Below are 14,878 nucleotides of genomic sequence, written 5' to 3'. Positions count from 1 at the left end.
GTTGACGCGCCGTCGGCGTTGACGCGGCTCAGGGCGTGAGCCGCAGCACCGTGACCCCGCTCGGCGTGCGGACCTCGAGGGCCTCGATGTCCGCGCGCCGCAGCGGGGTCCCGACCTCGAGGGACGCGGAGTCGCGCGGAAGCGCGTACCAGCGCGCGAGCTCCTCCGTGCCCCCGTCGCGCCCGACCGCGACCAGCAGGTAGTCCCCGCCGCGGTCGCCGCCGTACCGGCACTCCATCTCGACGCGCGTGCCCCACTCGGCGTCGTCGAGGCGCAGCGTCGCCGAGACGGGGTAGGAGCCGACGGGCGTCATCGCGGCCGACGCGGGGCCGTCGTCGCCGTCGAGCCGCGCGGCCGTGAACACCAGGGCCAGGCACGCCGCGAGGGTCACCGCCGAGGCCGCCACGACCGCGATCACCCGGCGCCTGCGCCGCGCCGCGGCCACCTCCCCGAGCATCGCGGGCAGCAGGCCCTCCGGCGGGCGCTCCACGACGGCCGCCGTCTCGGCCCCGGCCAGCAGCCCGGGGAGCCCGGCGAGCTCGCGCACGGCGCGCGCGCAGTCGTCGCACTCCCGCAGGTGCTCCTCGAACGCGGCCCGGTCCTGCGGCGAGAGGGCGCCGAGCACATAGGCCCCGTCGAACACGCGGTAAGGATCCCCGCTCATCGGGTCACGCCCTTCTCCTCGAGCGCCAGGCGCAGCGCGCGAAGGGCGTAGTGCGTCCGTGACTTGACCGTTCCCTCGGCGATCCCCAGCCGCGCCGCGGCCTCGGCCACCGAGAGCCCCTGGAAATAGCAGAGCACCACCACCTCCCGGTGGCGCTCGGACAGCTCGCTCAGCGCGTCGGCGACGAGCCAGCCCTGGACGGCGCGTTCGGTGTCGTCGGGCACCGCCTGTTCGGGGGGCGCGTCGGTGGTGATCTCGGCGCGCGCCGCCGCCGAGCGCCACCCGTCGATCACGATGCGCCGGGCGACCGTGAACAGCCACGAGCGGGCGGAGCGCGCGGACTGGTCCAGCACGCCGGGGTGGCGCCACGCGCGGAGCAGGGTCTCCTGCGTGACGTCCTCGGCCCTGGCCCGGTCCCCGCCGGTGAGCTGGAGGGCGAACGACCAGAGCGCCGCGGCATGTTCGTCATGCAGGGCGCGCATCAACTGGTCCTCCGCCCCCTCGCTCATGCGCGCGCGCCCTGCCGCTCCCGCGCACCCCGGCGCGGGACGTTGAACCGCAGCGCGAGGAGCGCGAGGCCGAAGAGCACGCATCCCACCTCCGTGATCACGCCCCAGACCTCCTCATCCGTGCGGAACTGCTCCTCGACCCCGAAGAATCCGACGGTCAGCGAGAGCACGTACGCCGCAAGCGTCGCCGCGCCGAACGCGACCGCGGCCAGCTCGGGCAGCCAGTGCCCGCGCCACGCGAGCACGGCGACCGCGATCACGACGCCCGCGCCGACGTTCACCAGGAACATCGGGCCCACCTCGTCGTCGTAGCGCGCCCAGTCCTCCCAGACGACCCAGTGCACCCACGCCGACCCGAGCAGGCCGAGCGCCACCAGTATCCGCAGTCCCCAGCCGATCATGGTCCGACCGCCCTCCGCTCTCGTTCCTCCCTCCCTCACGAGGCGGCGGGCGGAACGGTTCACCGTAGAACCTTTCCGCGGCGGTGAACCCGTCCCGGGGTCGCTCCGTGTGGACGGGTATGACTGCGACCCCACACACGCGCCGCGCCCTCCTCGCCGCCACGGCCGCCTCGGCCGGTGCCCTGGCCCTCACCGCGTGCGGCGACGACTCCGGCGGCTCGGGCGGCTCCGGCGGCTCGTCCGGCCCCGGCGCCGACGACGAGGCGGGCTCGGACGGCGGCTCGGGCGACGCCGACTCCGGCGGCGCCCCCGGCTCCCTGGCCGCGCTCGACGACGTGCCCGTCGGCGAGGCGTTCGCCGCCACGACCCCCGACGGCGAGGAGGCGTTCCTCTTCCGCGCCGACGAGGCGACCGTGGCGGCGTTCAGCGCGATCTGCACCCACGCGGGCTGCTCCGTGGTGGCCGAGGGCGCCGAGCTGGCGTGCCCCTGCCACAACTCGCGCTTCGACGCGGCCACCGGCGAGGTCCTCCAGGGCCCGGCGGGCGAACCGCTGCCCGCCATCGGGGTGAGAATCGAGGGCGACCGGATCGTCGCGGAATAGCGGTCTCGCGCACGCGGGTTGTGGCCCGCATGGACACTTCACTCGCGCACGACCTCGGCCGCGTCGGGATCTGGAGCACCGCGCTGCGTTCCGGGGACCCCGCTCGCGGCGGCGAGATCGCGGAGACGGCCAAGGAGCTCGAGACGCTGGGCTACGGCACGCTCTGGGTCGGCGGCAGCCCGAGCGTCGAGCAGGTCGTCCCCCTGCTCGACGCCACCACCGGCATCACCGTCGCCACCGGCATCCTGAGCATCTGGGAGCACGAACCCACGGACGTGGCCGCGGCGTTCACCGAGGTGAACGCCGCGCACGAGGGCCGGTTCGTACTGGGCCTCGGCGTCAGCCACAGCGCGCTGACCGACCGCTACCGGCGGCCCGTCGAGGCGATGGTCCGCTTCCTCGACGCGCTCGACGACGCGCCGACGCCCGTGCCCGCCGAGCGCCGCGTGCTCGCCGCCCTCGGCCCGCGGATGCTGCGCCTGGCCCGCGACCGCGCGGCCGGGGCGCACCCGTACCTGGTGACGTCCGAGCACACCGCGACCGCGCGCGAGCTGCTCGGCGAGGCGGCGGTGCTCGCGCCCGAGTTCAAGGTGGTGCTCGACACCGACGCGGAACGCGCCCGCGCGAGGGCCCGCGCGTATCTGTCCGGCTATCTCCAGCTGGAGAACTATGTCCGCAGCTTCCGCCGCCTCGGCTTCGGCGACGAGGACTTCGCGGACGGCGGGGGCGACCGGCTGCTCGACGCGGTGTTCGCGATCGGGGACGCGGAGACGATCGCGCGCAAGGTCAACGCGTTCTTCGCGGGGGGCGCGAACCATGTCGCGCTCCAGGTCGTCACCGATGACACGCGCGGCGAGCTGCCGCTCGATGCGTACCGCGCGCTGGCGCCCGCGTTCGGCCTCGGGGGCGGTGCGTGACGGCGCGCGAGCCGGGGCGGGAGCGGGCGGAGGGGGCGTCGGAGGGGCGCGGGCTGCGGATCGCGCAACGGCCCGAGGCGGACGCGCTCCTCGCGCGCAGCCCGCTCGCGGCGCTGACCGGGATGCTGCTCGATCAACAGGTGCCGATGGAGTGGGCGTTCACCGGACCCCACACCATCGCGACCCGGATGGGCCGCGACGACCTGGACGCGCGGGAGATCGCGGCGTACGACCCCGACGCGTTCGCCGCGCTGCTGGCCGCCAAGCCCGCCGTGCACCGCTACCCCGCGTCGATGGCCGGGCGCGTGCAGCGGCTGTGCCAGCACGTGGTCGACCGGTACGCCGGGGACGCGGGCGCGGTGTGGCGCGGGGTGGCCACGGGCGGGGAGCTGCTGAAGCGGCTCGAGGCGCTGCCCGGGTACGGGCCGCAGAAGGCGCGGATCTTCCTGGCGCTGCTCGGCAAGCGGCTCGGGGTGCGGCCCGAGGGCTGGCGCGAGGCGGCGGGCCCGTACGGCGACGAGGGCGTCTTCCGCTCGGTCGCGGACATCACCGGGCCCGAGGCGCTGGCCCGGGTGCGGGCGACCAAGCAGGAGGCGAAACGGGCCGCGGGGGAGCGCTCGTCGTAGCGCGGGGCGCGTTCGGGGGGCGCGCGTAGGCTGGCCGGGGTGGTGGTGCGCGCGGGAACGTTGCTCGGCCGTGGCAGGAGCGCCGATGTGTACGCGGTCGCCGGGGACGACACGCGCGTGCTGCGCCGTTACCGCGACGGCGCCGACGCGCGGGGCGAGGCGGCGCTCATGGCCGAGCTCGCCGCCGCGGGGTACCCGGTGCCCGCCGTCCACCCCGGCGCGGCCCCCGCGTTCACCGATCTGGTGCTCGAGCGGATCGAAGGGCCGACGCTGCTGGCGGCGCTCGGGTCGGGCGCCGCGAGCCCGGCAGAGGCGGGCGCGCGGCGGGCGGCCGATCCCGGGCTCGCGAACGGTGAGCACGCGGCGGTCGGGGAGGCGTTGGCGCTGGTCGCGCGGCTGCGGTGGCCGGATGTCGCGGGGGAGGCGGCGGCGGGGCTCAGCTCGTAGCCCACCCGCGGCTCGCCCATGGCTCACCCACGGCTCACCCACGGCTCAGCTCGAACCTCAGACCGAAGCTCAAATTTACCTCTGAGTAAGGCCGTGCGAATTGTCGAAGACCCCATGAGCGGGCAAGTGAGGGAAGAATGCTGATCGCACCGGCACGGAATCTCCTCCCCCGGAGTCCGCTATGACTGGCACACCCCCCACGGCCTTCCCCGAGGTCGGCACGATGGTCCGCGACACCTCACGCGACAAGGTCGGCCGCGTCATGGCCCACCTCCACGGCACCCTGTGGCTGCGCCCACCCGGCGGTGGCCAGGAGTGGACCGCGTATCCGCAGGACGTGCTGCCGCTGAGCGCGAGCGAGTCGCTCAGCTCCCGCGTCGCCGAGTTGAACCGGCGCGCTCGTCAGCCATATTGACGCGCGTTGATGCCGACACATCAACCTTTGTCGGATTTCTTTTGTTTTCTTCCGCCGATGCGGATTGACCGGGCGCCCCGTGGGCACTCGGCGACCGTGACAGGGGATGAGGGACGCGCTCCCGAGAGGCTCCGCCGGGGCGACCGTGTGTCCTGGCGGAGCCATGGGAGCGTGGCCGTGGGCACGGTCGTGCGCGAGATCACCGAGCGGACCGAGGCCGCAGGGCGCACCGTGAACGCCTCGCCCAACGCTCCCCGTTACGAGGTCGTCAGCGAGGCGTCGGGGGGCACCGCGGTGCACAGGCCCGAGGCGCTGACCCGGCTGGACGACCGTTCCTGACCGTTTCCCGCATGCCACCGCGCCACTGACCGGTCAGATCCGCTCGATCATCGCCCCACCGCGTCACCGTTCGCCACGCTCCGGGTAGGTTCGTGGTCGTCGGCCGTTCACTTCGCCGACGCGGAGCGTTCGGGTGGCGGAGACGTGACGGACAGAGCGGGAACGGCGGAGACGTCGGGGACGGCGGCGGGGGCCGGGGTGGCGACGGACGAGGGGCGGGGCGGGCCAGGGGCCTGGTCGGTCTGGTGCCTGTGGCTGCTCGCCGGGCTGCTCGCGGCGCGGCAGGCCGCGGAGGCGCTGCGGCTGCCCGTCGACGAACGGCTCGCCCTGCCGCCCGAAGGACACATCCTGGGCGGAAGCCCGTTCGCCGCGCTGCTGATCGAGCCGCTCACCGCCGTTCCCACCGCCCAGGTGGGCGCCGTCTGGGCGTTCGGCACGCTGCTCGCGCTCGTCGCCCTCGGCGTGCTCGCCGCCCGCGGGCTGCCCGAGGCGCAGCGCGCGTGGGCCACGCCCGTCGCGATCTCCCTGCTGCTGATCGTCCTGCCGGTCCGCGACACGTTCACCCTGGCCCGACCCGGCCTGCTGGCCGTGCTGTTCGCCCTGGCGGGCTGGCTGCTCGCGGCGCGCGCGTACGAGGGGGCGCGTGCGTACGGGGGAGCGCGGGCGTACGAGGGGGCGCGCGGGCGCCGAGCCGTGGGCGGGCGGCAGGTCGCGGGCGGCGTCGCGCTCGGCCTTGCGGCGGCGACGCAGCCGACGCTGCTGCTGTTCGCCGCGCTGCTGTGGCTGATGGGGCGGCGCGGGGGCGCGTTCACCATGGTGGGGGCGTTCGCGGCGGCGTACGCGCTGGGTTGGGCCGCGACGCGCGGGGGCGGGGTGGCGTGGGAGGCCGCGCCCGACGCGTTGAGCAACCAGTCACTGCACGGCGCGCTGCTGCGCCTCGGCCTCGAAGGGCCGGGCGGGACCGCCCTGTTCGTGGCGCTCGCCGTTGCCGTGTGCGCCCTGGCGCTGCGCCGCGCGACGCGCTACGCCGCCGACGGGCAGCCGCTGCTCGCCGCCGCGATCATCGGGTGCGCGGCGCTCGCGGCGACGCCCGAGGCGTGGCAGCACCAGCAGGTGTGGATCCTGTTCGCGCTCGCGGGCCGGGCGGGGCGGCGCACGGCGGACCGGCCGATGTGGCCGGTGTTCGTGGTGCTCGCGCTCGCGCTCGAGGGCACGGCGCTGGTGCCGAGGCTGGAGTCGCTCGCCGTGATCGGCGAGAACATCCCGTTGATCGCCGCCCTGTTGACGGCGTGCGCGATGCGTTTCCTGTCCCGCGACTCGGCGCTGTGGTCGCACCCGGTGCGCGCGGGCCTGGCCTCGCGCCCGAACCTCCTGCTCGAGCTGCTGCTGATCCGCGTCGGCTACTGGGCGTACTCCTGGGTCCGCTCGTACGCGCGCGGGGACCGGGAGACGGCCGAGGCGCACGGCCACCAGATCCTGGACATCCAGCGCTTCCTCCACATCGACATCGAGCACGGCCTCAACCAGCTGGTGGCCGAGACCCGTTGGCTCGCCGACGCGATGGACCTGTACTACGCGACGTTCCACTTCGCGGTCCCGCTGACGATCCTCGGCTGGCTGCTGATCCGGCACCCCGCCGACTACCGCTGGGCGCGGCGCTGGCTGGCGTTGACGACGCTGTTCGGCCTGGTCGGCTTCTGGCTCTACCCGCTGGCGCCGCCCCGCCTGATGCCGGGCCTCGGCTACATCGACACGGCCAACGGCCCGCAGGACCTCAACGACCCGCGCTACGGCGCCCTCACCGGGATCACCAACCCCTATGCCGCGATGCCGTCCCTGCACGTCGGCTGGTCGCTGTGGTGCGCGCTCGTCCTGTGGCGCACGGCCCCGTACCGCTGGCTGCGCTGGGCGGGCTTCGCGTATCCGCTGCTGACCACGGTGGTGATCATGGGCACGGCGAACCACTACCTCCTGGACGCGGCGGGCGGCGCGGCGGTGGTGGCGGCGGGCTGGGCGGCCTCGATGGCGGTGCACCGCGCCCTGACGACGATGTCCGCGCTCCCGGCGCACGCCCCGGCGCCTGCGCACAAGCCCCCGACGCCGCGCCCGACGGCGGGGCTGCCGAGCTGAGCCGACGGGCTCCGCCCGTACGGCCCGCCGCCCGCACTCCGGACAATGGACGGCATGAGCTTTCCTCGCGATCGTCCGGGGATGGCCGAGGAGGCTTCTCGGCGAGGGGGCGGTGGGTGGCGCGTTCCCCGCTCGACGACCCGTTGACGTTCGTCGCGATGGCGCGCGGCCGGGCGCGGCTGGCATCCTCGGCGGTGAGGAGGTTTCCATGGCTCTGGTCCGCAAGGGAGCGCGGCGCATCGTCGTCGACGGCACGGCCTATCGCTGGCGGGTGCGACACAAGCCGAGCTACTGCCAGGCCCTGGCCTGGAGCCCCTGTACGTTCGCGGTGGAGCACGCGGACGCCGCGGGGACCACGCTCGTGGTGACCACGGGCCAGCCGCACCCAGGCAACTGGCTCGGGCGCGAGGCCAGGCCGGTCCTGCCGTCCGACGTGGCCCGCGCCGTCCAACTCGCCCTTCGCCAGGGCTGGATCCCCACAACCCCCGGCCCTCCGGTCCGCCTCGACCTGTCCGCGGGCTTCACGCCCTCGCCCTGAACGACGAACGGCGAACGTCCGAGCCGCGGCCCGTGAACGGCACAGGGGTTCTAGAGCTTGCTCATCTTGGTGTACGGACTCAAGATCCGCTCTCGCACCGAACCGAAATCGACAAGAACCGCGATTTCGGCGTCGACGCTGAGCACTCGGCCCAGGCCGTACACGTCGTGGGTGACCTGGTCGCCCACGGCGAACTGCTTCGGGGGCGGCGCGACCGGGGCTTTGAAGGGACTGGTGGGCAAGTGGCGCTTCGGTACCGCTGACTTTGTCATCGCTGCCAGTATGCGCCTGCGTGTCGCCGTCGGCGGCGGCCGTCCGCGTCCGCTGTTCGGCGAGGGCCCCGGGCGCGCCCCCCTCGCCGCACGGTCGCCGGCGCGCGTTGGCGTCGAACGTGGGGGTCACCGCCCACGCGAAAGCCCCCGTCGAGTGATCGACAGGGGCTCTGACCTGGTGCGCGCTCGGCAGGATTCGAACCTGCAACCTTCTGATCCGTAGTCAGATGCTCTATCCGTTAAGCTACGAGCGCCTGCCCTGGGGGCCGGTGTGGGGAACACACTACATGACCTCGGGCAGAGGGTGAAATCAGTTCCGCGGGCGCGCGATCGGGGACGAGAAAAGCCCTGGTCAGCGGGGCTGGACCAGGGCTCTCGTCAAGGTGCGGAGGCTCCGGGATTTGAACCCGGGATGGGGGGTTACCCCAAACCGCATTAGCAGTGCGGCGCCATAGACCAGACTAGGCGAAGCCTCCTCGCACGCGGGCGTGCGAGCAAATGATGCCACAGCCCGAACGGCCGCAGCCAATCGGATTCCACCCTATGGGCGTGTGGCCGTCGCGTCGAGTTGCGCAACGCGATCGGGGCGGGAGCGTTAGCAGTGGGAGCGGAGGCGCGCCCGGCGCCTCCTCGATCATGGAGCTGGAGCACCCCCATGCCGCACAAGACCCTCGCCGCCGCCCTCGCGCTCGTCGCGTCCGCCGCCGCGCCCGCCGCCGCGCACGAGCCGCAGGAGCCCCGGGGGCGGCAGGACGCCCACCGGCTGGTCATCACCGTCGCCAACAGCGGTGCGGACGACGGCACCTACGAGCTGCGCTGCCACCCCGCCGGGGGCGAGCACCCGCGGCCGACCGAGGCGTGCGCGGCGATCGACGGGTCCGCGGCGCCGTTCGCCGCGGTGCCGAAGGACGCGATGTGCACCTATATGTGGGGGGGTTCGGCCACCGCCGAGGTGGAGGGCGTGTGGGCGGGCGAGCCCGTCAGGGCGACCTTCAGCCGGGTCAACGGCTGCGAGATCGAACGGTGGGACGCGCTCGTGCCCGCCTTGCCCAGGATCGACGGCTGAGCAGCGACTTCGGAACGGACCGTCGCGCCCGTTGCGCCGGGCCGTAGACTCCCTCTGATGACACGCACGGGCTACGTGCACCTGAACACGTGGGTCAAGGGAGGAACCGACGTCGTGAGCAGCAGGCCAGCGAGGGGCGCTGCTCGCCTCGCCGCCATACTCGACGCGCTGCCCGACGCACTGTTGCTCGTCAACGGCAACGGCACCGTCGTGAACGCGAACGCCATCGCCGTGGAGACCCTCGAGGTACCCGGCGCCCCCCTCGTGGGGCGCGGACTCCTCGACATCGTCCCGGACTTCGACCCGCGCCGGATCCCCGGCTCGATGCGCCGCCCCGAGGAGGATCCCAGCATCAGAACGCGGCCGACGCGGATGGTCGCGCGGCGCACGGACGGCACCGAGCTGCCCGTCGAGGTGACCAGCGCGGGGCTCAACGCGGGCCACGCCCCGTACGCTTCCGCCATCGAGGCCGCGTTCGCCGACGACTACTCCGGTGAGGAGCTCCTGGTGCTGGTGGTCCGCGACCTGTCCGACGCGTTGGACACCGAGGCCGAGCTGGTGCGCCAGCAGCGGCAGACCGAGATGATCCTGCGCGCCGCCTCCGAGGGCGTCGTGGGCGTCGACACCGCGGGCCGGATCGTGCTGGTCAACCCCGCGGCCGCGCAGATCCTCGGGCACCGGGCCAGCGCGCTCGGCGGCCAGGAGCTGCACCCGCTGGTCCAGCACTCGCGGGCGGACGGGACGCCGTTGGCGTTCGAGGAGACGCCGCTGCACGACACCCTCACCTCGGGGCGCAAGCACCGCGTGCGCGGGCAGGTGCTGTGGACGAAGGAGGGCCGCGCGGTGCCGGTGGACCTCACCACCGCGCCGGTGCGGGACGGGGACCAGCTGGTGGGCGCGGTGCTCGCGTTCACCGACCGGCGCGCGATGGACTCGCTCGTCGCGCGCAACGCGCAGCTCGTGTCGGTGCTGAGCGAGGGCCTGCGCGGCCCGCTCGAGCAGCTGCGGAACGAGCTGTCCGCCCTCGCCACCGACCCCGCGGGGCAGCTGTGGCCCGAGGCGAACCAGGTGCTGCACCATCTGGCCGCCGGGTACACGCGGATGACGACCCTGGTGGACAACGTCCTCAGCTATCAGCGGCTCGACGAGGGCCACGAGAAGCTGGCACTCGAACGGGTGTCGCTCGACGCCGTCGTGTCGGCCGGGGTCGAGGGGGCGACCGAGCTGATCGGGCCCGGGCGCGCGCAGTTCGCGGTGCACGCCCCGCCCATCGAGGCCGAGGTCGACCCGGAGCGCATGGCGCAGGCGCTGGCGCACCTGGTGGCGGATGTCGCCGGGGTGGACGCCACGGGGAGCGCGGTCACCGGGGGCGCGCCGGCGGGGGACTCGACGATCGTGGTGGCCGCGGCACAGCGCGGCGACGTGGTGCGGATCGAGGTGCGCGGCCCCTATCCGGGCGGGGACCAGGTGCACCAGCCGATCGTGCGGGGGATCGTCAAGCAGCACGGGGGTGTGCTCCAGACGCATGACGTGGCGGGAACGGCCGCGTATGTGCTCGAGGTGCCGGTGGCCGCGGGCGGTGGTACGGCGCCGGTGGCCAAGCCGCGGGACGCCAGCGGCGACACGACGGTGATGCCCGTTCCCGCGCAGCCGGTGCGGGGGACGGGGGCGGCCGCGAGGAAGGCGCCCGTGGCGATCGAGCCGGTGCCGCAGACGCCGACGGGGCGGCGGCGCAGGCGGGCGCCCGAGCAGCAGCAGCCGGAGCAGGGGCCGTCGGGGCCCGAACAGCCGGGTCAGCCAGGGCAGTCGGGACAGCCGGGACAGCTGGGTCAGCCGGGTCAGTCGCAGGAGGCGCCGGGCGACGCGGCGCGGCAGCAGTCCGGGAGCCAGGGGCGGGGTCAGGTGTACGGGCCGCTGCCCGAGGGCGCGCGGCCCGAGCTGCCGCAGCGGCAGCCGCAGCAGCAGGCCCCACAGGCGCATGAGCAGCGCGCGGAGGGCGACACGGGCAACGGCAGGCGCCGGCGTGCGCTGGCGCCCACGGCCGAGGCCCCGCGCCCCGAGGCGCCCGCCGACGAGGCGCCGACCGGGCGCAGGAGGCGGGCCAAGCCGCCGGTCGATGAGCAGGCCCCCTCGGGCGCCGCCGCGCTCGAGCCCGCCGTCGCCCAGCCCCCGCAGCAGCACCAGCACCAGCAGCAGCCGTCGCCTCCCCAGCCGCCACAGGCCGAGGAGTCCGACGAGCCGCCCGTGGTGGAGCACTCGGTGGTGGCGGCCAGCCCGATCCTCGACGGGAGCACGCCGGTCGGCCCGTCGCCGCGGCAGCCGCGCGCGTTGCCCATGCCGGGCAGCGAACGCGCCAAGTCCGACGCGCGCGCCCCCGGCGTCAGCGTCCAGACGCTCGGGCAGGGCGTGCCCGTGGTGCCCCAACTCCCCGCGCCACCCGCGCAGCACCAGCCCGCACAGCACCAGCCCGCGCCCCAGGGCGCCGTGGCGCCGCCGGCGCGCAGGCGGAAGCTGGCCACGCCCCCCGCGGAGGACCCGCGCCTCGACGCGCCCGAGGGCACGCCCCCGCACGCGCTCCCCTCCGCGCCCCCGCAGCCGGGCCAGCCAGGCCAGTCGGGACAGCCGCAGGAGACGCAGGGCCGCGGGCGGCAGTTCGCGATCGGCGCGCCCGCCGCGGGCGCCGCCGAGGGCCCCGAGCCGCTCGACGGGCCGAACGGCGCGGTCGAGGTGATCGACGAACGGCGGCTCCCGAAGCGCCCGCCCGCCCCCGCGGACGACGAGCTCCCACCCGAGCCGCTGGACAACCCCCGCCGCCTCCTGGTGTGGCCCGAGCCCGACGTGTCGACGCAGCAGGCGTTGACCGACCGCGGCTACCGCCCCGTGATCGTGCACTCGCGCGAGGAGGTGGACGCGCAGATCGCGGCGTATCCGGCGGCGTTGTTCGTGGACCCGCTGACCGGGCCGATCACGCGGACGGCGTTGCAGTCGCTGCGTTCGGCCGCGGTGGCCGCCGAGGTGCCGGTGCTGGTGACGGCCGGGCTCGGGCAGGCGAGTCGTGAGGCGGCGTACGGGGCCGATCCCGCGGTGCTGCTCAAGGCGTTGGCGCCGCGCGACAGCGACCAGCACCCGCCGCGGGTGCTGCTGGTCGAGGAGCACGACACGATCGCCAAGGCGCTGACGATCTCGCTCGAGCGGCGCGGCATGCAGGCCGCGCACGCGACGTCGGACGCCGAGGCGATGGAGGTCGCGTCCCAGCTGCGGCCGAACCTCGTGGTCATGGACCTCAACCAGGTCAGGCGCCGCCGCGCGGGCATCATCGACTGGCTGCGGGTCAACGGCCTGCTGAACCGCACGCCGTTCGTCGTCTACACCGCCGCCGAGATGGACCCCGCGCAGCTGCCGCTGCTGGCCTCGGGGGAGACGGTGCTGTTCCTCGCGGAGCGCTCCACCAACCCCGAGGTCCAGGCGCGGATCGTCGACCTGCTCACGAAGATCGGCGCGCACTGAGCCAGGGCCGGGGGCTCAGGTGAGGTGGGTGACGAGGAGGGCGCCCTCGCGGTGGAGGGCGCGCAGCGCCTTCTTGTCGAACTTGCCCACGCTCGTCTTCGGCACGGCCGCCACCCGGGTCCAGCGCTCGGGGAGCTGCCAGCGGGGGAAGCGCTCGGCCAGGTGGGCGCGCAACTCCTCGGGGGGAACGGGGGGTTCGCCGTCGTCGGCGGGGACCACGGCGGCCAGGGGGCGTTCGCCCCACTTCTCGTCGGGGACGGCGATGACGGCGGCCTCGGCGACGCGGGGGTGGGCCATGAGGTGGTTCTCCAGGGCGACCGATGAGATCCACTCGCCGCCCGACTTGATGACGTCCTTGGCGCGGTCGGTCAGGGTGAGATAGCCGTCGGGGGATATGACGCCGACGTCGCCCGTGCGCAGCCAGCCGTCCGGGCTGAACCTGTCGTCGGGGCGCAGGGGTTCGGCGTCGGGGCCGCCGTGGTAGGCGGCGGCGATCCAGGGGCCGCGGACCTCGAGCTCGCCCGCGGAGGCGTTGTCCCAGGGCAGGAACGTTCCGTCGGGGCCGGCGAGGCGGGCCTCGACGCCCGCGGGGAACCGGCCCTGCGAGACGCGGTAGGGCCACTCCTCCTCGGCGCTCAGCCCGGGCGGCGGCTGCGACGTGGTGCCGAGCGGCGAGGTCTCGGTCATGCCCCACGCGTGGCAGACGCGGACGCCGTGCCGCTCGTCGAACGCCTTCATCAGCGCGGGCGGGCACGCCGAGCCGCCGATGGTGACGGTGGCCAACGACGCGATGTCGCGGGGGCGTTCGGCGAGCTCGGCGAGGAGGCCCTGCCATATCGAAGGAACGGCGGCGGCGTGCGTGGGGCGTACGGTCTCGATCATCTCGGCGAGCGGGCCCGGCTGGAGGAAGCGGTCGGGCAGCAGCAGGCTCGCCCCCGACATGAGGGCGGCGTGCGGGATGCCCCAGGCGTTGACGTGGAACATCGGGACGACGGGCAGCGACGTGTCGGCCGCGGTGAGGCCCATGGACTCGGCCATGTTGACCTGCATCGAGTGCAGATAGATCGAGCGGTGGGTGTAGACGGCGCCCTGGGGGTGGCCCGTGGTGCCCGATGTGTAGCACAGGGCCGCGGGGGTGCGTTCGTCAAGCTCGGGCCAGTCGTGGTCGGTGGGGCGGCCTTCGATCAGGGGCTCATAGGCGTGAACGGTGGCGCGCGCGCCGTCCAGGGGCGCCGTGTCGCCGGGGCCCGCGACGATGACGTGCTCGACGGAGGGCAGGTGGGGCAGCAGGGGCGCGAGCAACGGGATCAGCGTGCCGTTGACGACGATGACGCGGTCGGCGGCGTGCCGGACGACCCAGGTCAACTGGTCCGTGGGCAGGCGCAGATTGAGCGTGTGGAGGACGGAGCCCATGGCGGGGACGGCGAAGTAGCACTCGACGTGCTCCGCGTTGTTCCACATCAGGGTGGCGACCGCGTCGCCTGGGCGGACGCCGCACTCCTCGCGCAGGGCGTGGGCGAGCCGGGCGGCGCGGGCGCCGGTCTCGGCGAACGTGCGGCGGTGCGGCGCCGCGGGGTCGCCGGTCCAGGTGGTGAGCGTGGATCCGGCGTGGACCGTCGCGCCGTGCCGCAGGATGCGGCTCACCAGTAGGGGTACGTCCTGCATCGTGCCGAGCACCGGGCCTCCCTGCGGCTTGGGTATCCGGTGATTGTGGTGCGGGGGCGCCGTCCGGCACCAGCCGTCTGCACCAACTCCGCGGCGCGACGCGGCTCTTCCCTGGTCGGCCAACGGCCGGTCGGGGGATCGGTCAGGCGGCCGCGGCCACCGGGATGGCGCGGCGGGCGACGTCGGCGAGCTCCTCGTCCTCGCGGAGCTTGGCCAGGGCGCGGGAGACGGCGCTCTTGACCGTGCCGACGGAGACGCCGAGCACCTCGGCGGTCGACGCCTCGCTCAGGTCCTCGTAGTACCGCAGGACGACCATGGCGCGCTGGCGGGCGGGCAGCTTGACGACCGCGCGCCACATGGCGTCGCGGATGGCCTGCTGCTCGGCCGGGTCGGGCTCGGGCAGCGGGTCGGGCTCGGGCAGCTCCTCCACGGCGAACTCGTCCACGCGGCGCTTGCGCCACAGCGACGTCCGTGTGTTGATCAGGGCGCGGCGGACGTAGCCGTCGACGGCCCGGTGGTCCTGGATGCGCTCCCAGGCCAGATAGGTCTTGGTGAGCGCGGTCTGGAGCAGGTCCTCGGCATCGCTGGGATTGGCGGTGAGCGAGCGGGCCGCGCGCAGCAGCACGGTGCCCCTGGCCTGCACGTATGAGGTGAAGGTGGGAGGCTCTCCCGGCTCGGCGGTCCTGGGCGTGGTCATGTCTTACAAATTAGGAGACTTCACCCCCCTCGGGGATCGGCCACAGGTTGTGATGAGGTCTCCGCCCCAGGGTGTAGAAGGGG

General features: G+C 74.5%; 16 protein-coding genes and 2 tRNA genes. 10 read left to right on the top strand and 8 right to left on the bottom strand.

All coding sequences use genetic code 11. The features are described 5' to 3' along the window. Window positions 1-28: 28 nt before the first annotated feature. From D7318_RS05395 to D7318_RS05385, 3 genes are read right to left on the bottom strand one after another with little or no spacing between them, the layout of a single operon-like run. Complete coding sequence (locus D7318_RS05395; protein WP_120695652.1) at window positions 29-664, bottom strand: anti-sigma factor family protein; 636 nt, start codon at window positions 662-664, stop codon at window positions 29-31. Continuing rightward, the gene (locus D7318_RS05390; protein WP_120695651.1) at window positions 661-1,173 is read right to left on the bottom strand and encodes a sigma-70 family RNA polymerase sigma factor; all 513 of its coding nucleotides are present in this window, start codon (window positions 1,171-1,173) and stop codon (window positions 661-663) included. Before D7318_RS05390 ends, D7318_RS05395 begins: the two co-directional genes overlap by 4 nt. Further along, a complete protein-coding gene (locus tag D7318_RS05385; protein WP_120695650.1) occupies window positions 1,170-1,574 on the bottom strand; it encodes a hypothetical protein in 405 nt (134 codons plus the stop codon). Before D7318_RS05385 ends, D7318_RS05390 begins: the two co-directional genes overlap by 4 nt. A gap of 119 nt (window positions 1,575-1,693) precedes the next feature. Between D7318_RS05385 and D7318_RS05380 the strand changes: the two genes are divergently transcribed. The 8 genes from D7318_RS05380 to D7318_RS05345 all read left to right on the top strand — a co-directional run bounded on the left by D7318_RS05380 (window position 1,694) and on the right by D7318_RS05345 (window position 7,588). Continuing rightward, entirely contained in the window at window positions 1,694-2,176 is a 483-nt protein-coding gene (locus D7318_RS05380) for a Rieske (2Fe-2S) protein (protein ID WP_120695649.1), read from the top strand. Window positions 2,177-2,205: 29 nt separating this feature from the next. After that, window positions 2,206-3,093: an LLM class F420-dependent oxidoreductase gene (locus D7318_RS05375; protein ID WP_120695648.1), complete on the top strand. Its 888-nt coding sequence runs from the start codon at window positions 2,206-2,208 to the stop codon at window positions 3,091-3,093. Continuing rightward, window positions 3,090-3,719, top strand: coding sequence for an HhH-GPD-type base excision DNA repair protein (locus tag D7318_RS05370; protein ID WP_183091501.1), 630 nt, complete (start codon window positions 3,090-3,092; stop codon window positions 3,717-3,719). Before D7318_RS05375 ends, D7318_RS05370 begins: the two co-directional genes overlap by 4 nt. A 39-nt stretch (window positions 3,720-3,758) precedes the next feature. Next, window positions 3,759-4,166: a phosphotransferase gene (locus D7318_RS05365; RefSeq protein ID WP_230423371.1), complete on the top strand. Its 408-nt coding sequence runs from the start codon at window positions 3,759-3,761 to the stop codon at window positions 4,164-4,166. 181 nt (window positions 4,167-4,347) lie between these two features. After that, entirely contained in the window at window positions 4,348-4,581 is a 234-nt protein-coding gene (locus tag D7318_RS05360) for a hypothetical protein (RefSeq protein WP_120695647.1), read from the top strand. Between the two features lie 57 nt (window positions 4,582-4,638). Further along, window positions 4,639-4,920: a hypervirulence associated TUDOR domain-containing protein gene (locus D7318_RS05355; protein WP_120695646.1), complete on the top strand. Its 282-nt coding sequence runs from the start codon at window positions 4,639-4,641 to the stop codon at window positions 4,918-4,920. 144 nt (window positions 4,921-5,064) lie between these two features. Then, entirely contained in the window at window positions 5,065-7,050 is a 1,986-nt protein-coding gene (locus D7318_RS05350; protein ID WP_120695645.1) for a bifunctional glycosyltransferase 87/phosphatase PAP2 family protein, read from the top strand. A gap of 208 nt (window positions 7,051-7,258) precedes the next feature. After that, window positions 7,259-7,588 (top strand): hypothetical protein, encoded by a 330-nt coding sequence (locus tag D7318_RS05345; RefSeq protein ID WP_120695644.1) that lies wholly within the window; start codon window positions 7,259-7,261, stop codon window positions 7,586-7,588. A gap of 50 nt (window positions 7,589-7,638) precedes the next feature. On the opposite strand, the gene D7318_RS05340 is transcribed toward D7318_RS05345, so the two are convergent. The 3 genes from D7318_RS05340 to D7318_RS05330 all read right to left on the bottom strand — a co-directional run bounded on the left by D7318_RS05340 (window position 7,639) and on the right by D7318_RS05330 (window position 8,336). Then, a complete protein-coding gene (locus D7318_RS05340; RefSeq protein WP_120695643.1) occupies window positions 7,639-7,860 on the bottom strand; it encodes a hypothetical protein in 222 nt (73 codons plus the stop codon). Window positions 7,861-8,041: 181 nt separating this feature from the next. Further along, window positions 8,042-8,114, bottom strand: a tRNA-Arg gene (locus tag D7318_RS05335). A 132-nt stretch (window positions 8,115-8,246) separates the two neighbouring features. Continuing rightward, window positions 8,247-8,336, bottom strand: a tRNA-Ser gene (locus D7318_RS05330). A 179-nt stretch (window positions 8,337-8,515) separates the two neighbouring features. On the opposite strand from D7318_RS05330, the gene D7318_RS05325 reads away from it, so the two are divergent. Both D7318_RS05325 and D7318_RS05320 read left to right on the top strand, forming a co-directional pair. Further along, the gene (locus tag D7318_RS05325) at window positions 8,516-8,926 is read left to right on the top strand and encodes an SSI family serine proteinase inhibitor (RefSeq protein ID WP_120695642.1); all 411 of its coding nucleotides are present in this window, start codon (window positions 8,516-8,518) and stop codon (window positions 8,924-8,926) included. Window positions 8,927-9,040: 114 nt separating this feature from the next. Further along, the gene (locus tag D7318_RS05320) at window positions 9,041-12,433 is read left to right on the top strand and encodes a hybrid sensor histidine kinase/response regulator (RefSeq protein ID WP_120695740.1); all 3,393 of its coding nucleotides are present in this window, start codon (window positions 9,041-9,043) and stop codon (window positions 12,431-12,433) included. A 15-nt stretch (window positions 12,434-12,448) separates the two neighbouring features. Here the strand turns inward: D7318_RS05320 and D7318_RS05315 are convergent, their stop codons facing one another. After that, complete coding sequence (locus tag D7318_RS05315) at window positions 12,449-14,110, bottom strand: long-chain fatty acid--CoA ligase (RefSeq protein WP_120695641.1); 1,662 nt, start codon at window positions 14,108-14,110, stop codon at window positions 12,449-12,451. A 130-nt stretch (window positions 14,111-14,240) separates the two neighbouring features. Beyond that, the gene (locus D7318_RS05310; RefSeq protein ID WP_120695640.1) at window positions 14,241-14,795 is read right to left on the bottom strand and encodes a SigE family RNA polymerase sigma factor; all 555 of its coding nucleotides are present in this window, start codon (window positions 14,793-14,795) and stop codon (window positions 14,241-14,243) included. Window positions 14,796-14,878 lie beyond the last annotated feature (83 nt).

This window comes from Streptomyces radicis (genome assembly GCF_003626575.1).
GTDB classification, from domain to species: domain Bacteria; phylum Actinomycetota; class Actinomycetes; order Streptomycetales; family Streptomycetaceae; genus Streptomyces; species Streptomyces radicis.
The sequence above is the reverse complement of the archived record's forward strand: the minus strand, read 5'-3'. Positions and strand labels throughout refer to the sequence as shown.

Coding starts and splice junctions, on each gene's coding strand:
- D7318_RS05310 (WP_120695640.1), bottom strand. CDS start 14,795: ATGACCACGCCCAGGACCGCCGAGCCGGGAGAGCCTCCCACCTTCACC.
- D7318_RS05395 (WP_120695652.1), bottom strand. CDS start 664: ATGAGCGGGGATCCTTACCGCGTGTTCGACGGGGCCTATGTGCTCGGC.
- D7318_RS05375 (WP_120695648.1), top strand. CDS start 2,206: ATGGACACTTCACTCGCGCACGACCTCGGCCGCGTCGGGATCTGGAGC.
- D7318_RS05380 (WP_120695649.1), top strand. CDS start 1,694: ATGACTGCGACCCCACACACGCGCCGCGCCCTCCTCGCCGCCACGGCC.
- D7318_RS05345 (WP_120695644.1), top strand. CDS start 7,259: ATGGCTCTGGTCCGCAAGGGAGCGCGGCGCATCGTCGTCGACGGCACG.
- D7318_RS05390 (WP_120695651.1), bottom strand. CDS start 1,173: ATGAGCGAGGGGGCGGAGGACCAGTTGATGCGCGCCCTGCATGACGAA.
- D7318_RS05355 (WP_120695646.1), top strand. CDS start 4,639: ATGCGGATTGACCGGGCGCCCCGTGGGCACTCGGCGACCGTGACAGGG.
- D7318_RS05360 (WP_120695647.1), top strand. CDS start 4,348: ATGACTGGCACACCCCCCACGGCCTTCCCCGAGGTCGGCACGATGGTC.
- D7318_RS05325 (WP_120695642.1), top strand. CDS start 8,516: ATGCCGCACAAGACCCTCGCCGCCGCCCTCGCGCTCGTCGCGTCCGCC.
- D7318_RS05340 (WP_120695643.1), bottom strand. CDS start 7,860: ATGACAAAGTCAGCGGTACCGAAGCGCCACTTGCCCACCAGTCCCTTC.
- D7318_RS05385 (WP_120695650.1), bottom strand. CDS start 1,574: ATGATCGGCTGGGGACTGCGGATACTGGTGGCGCTCGGCCTGCTCGGG.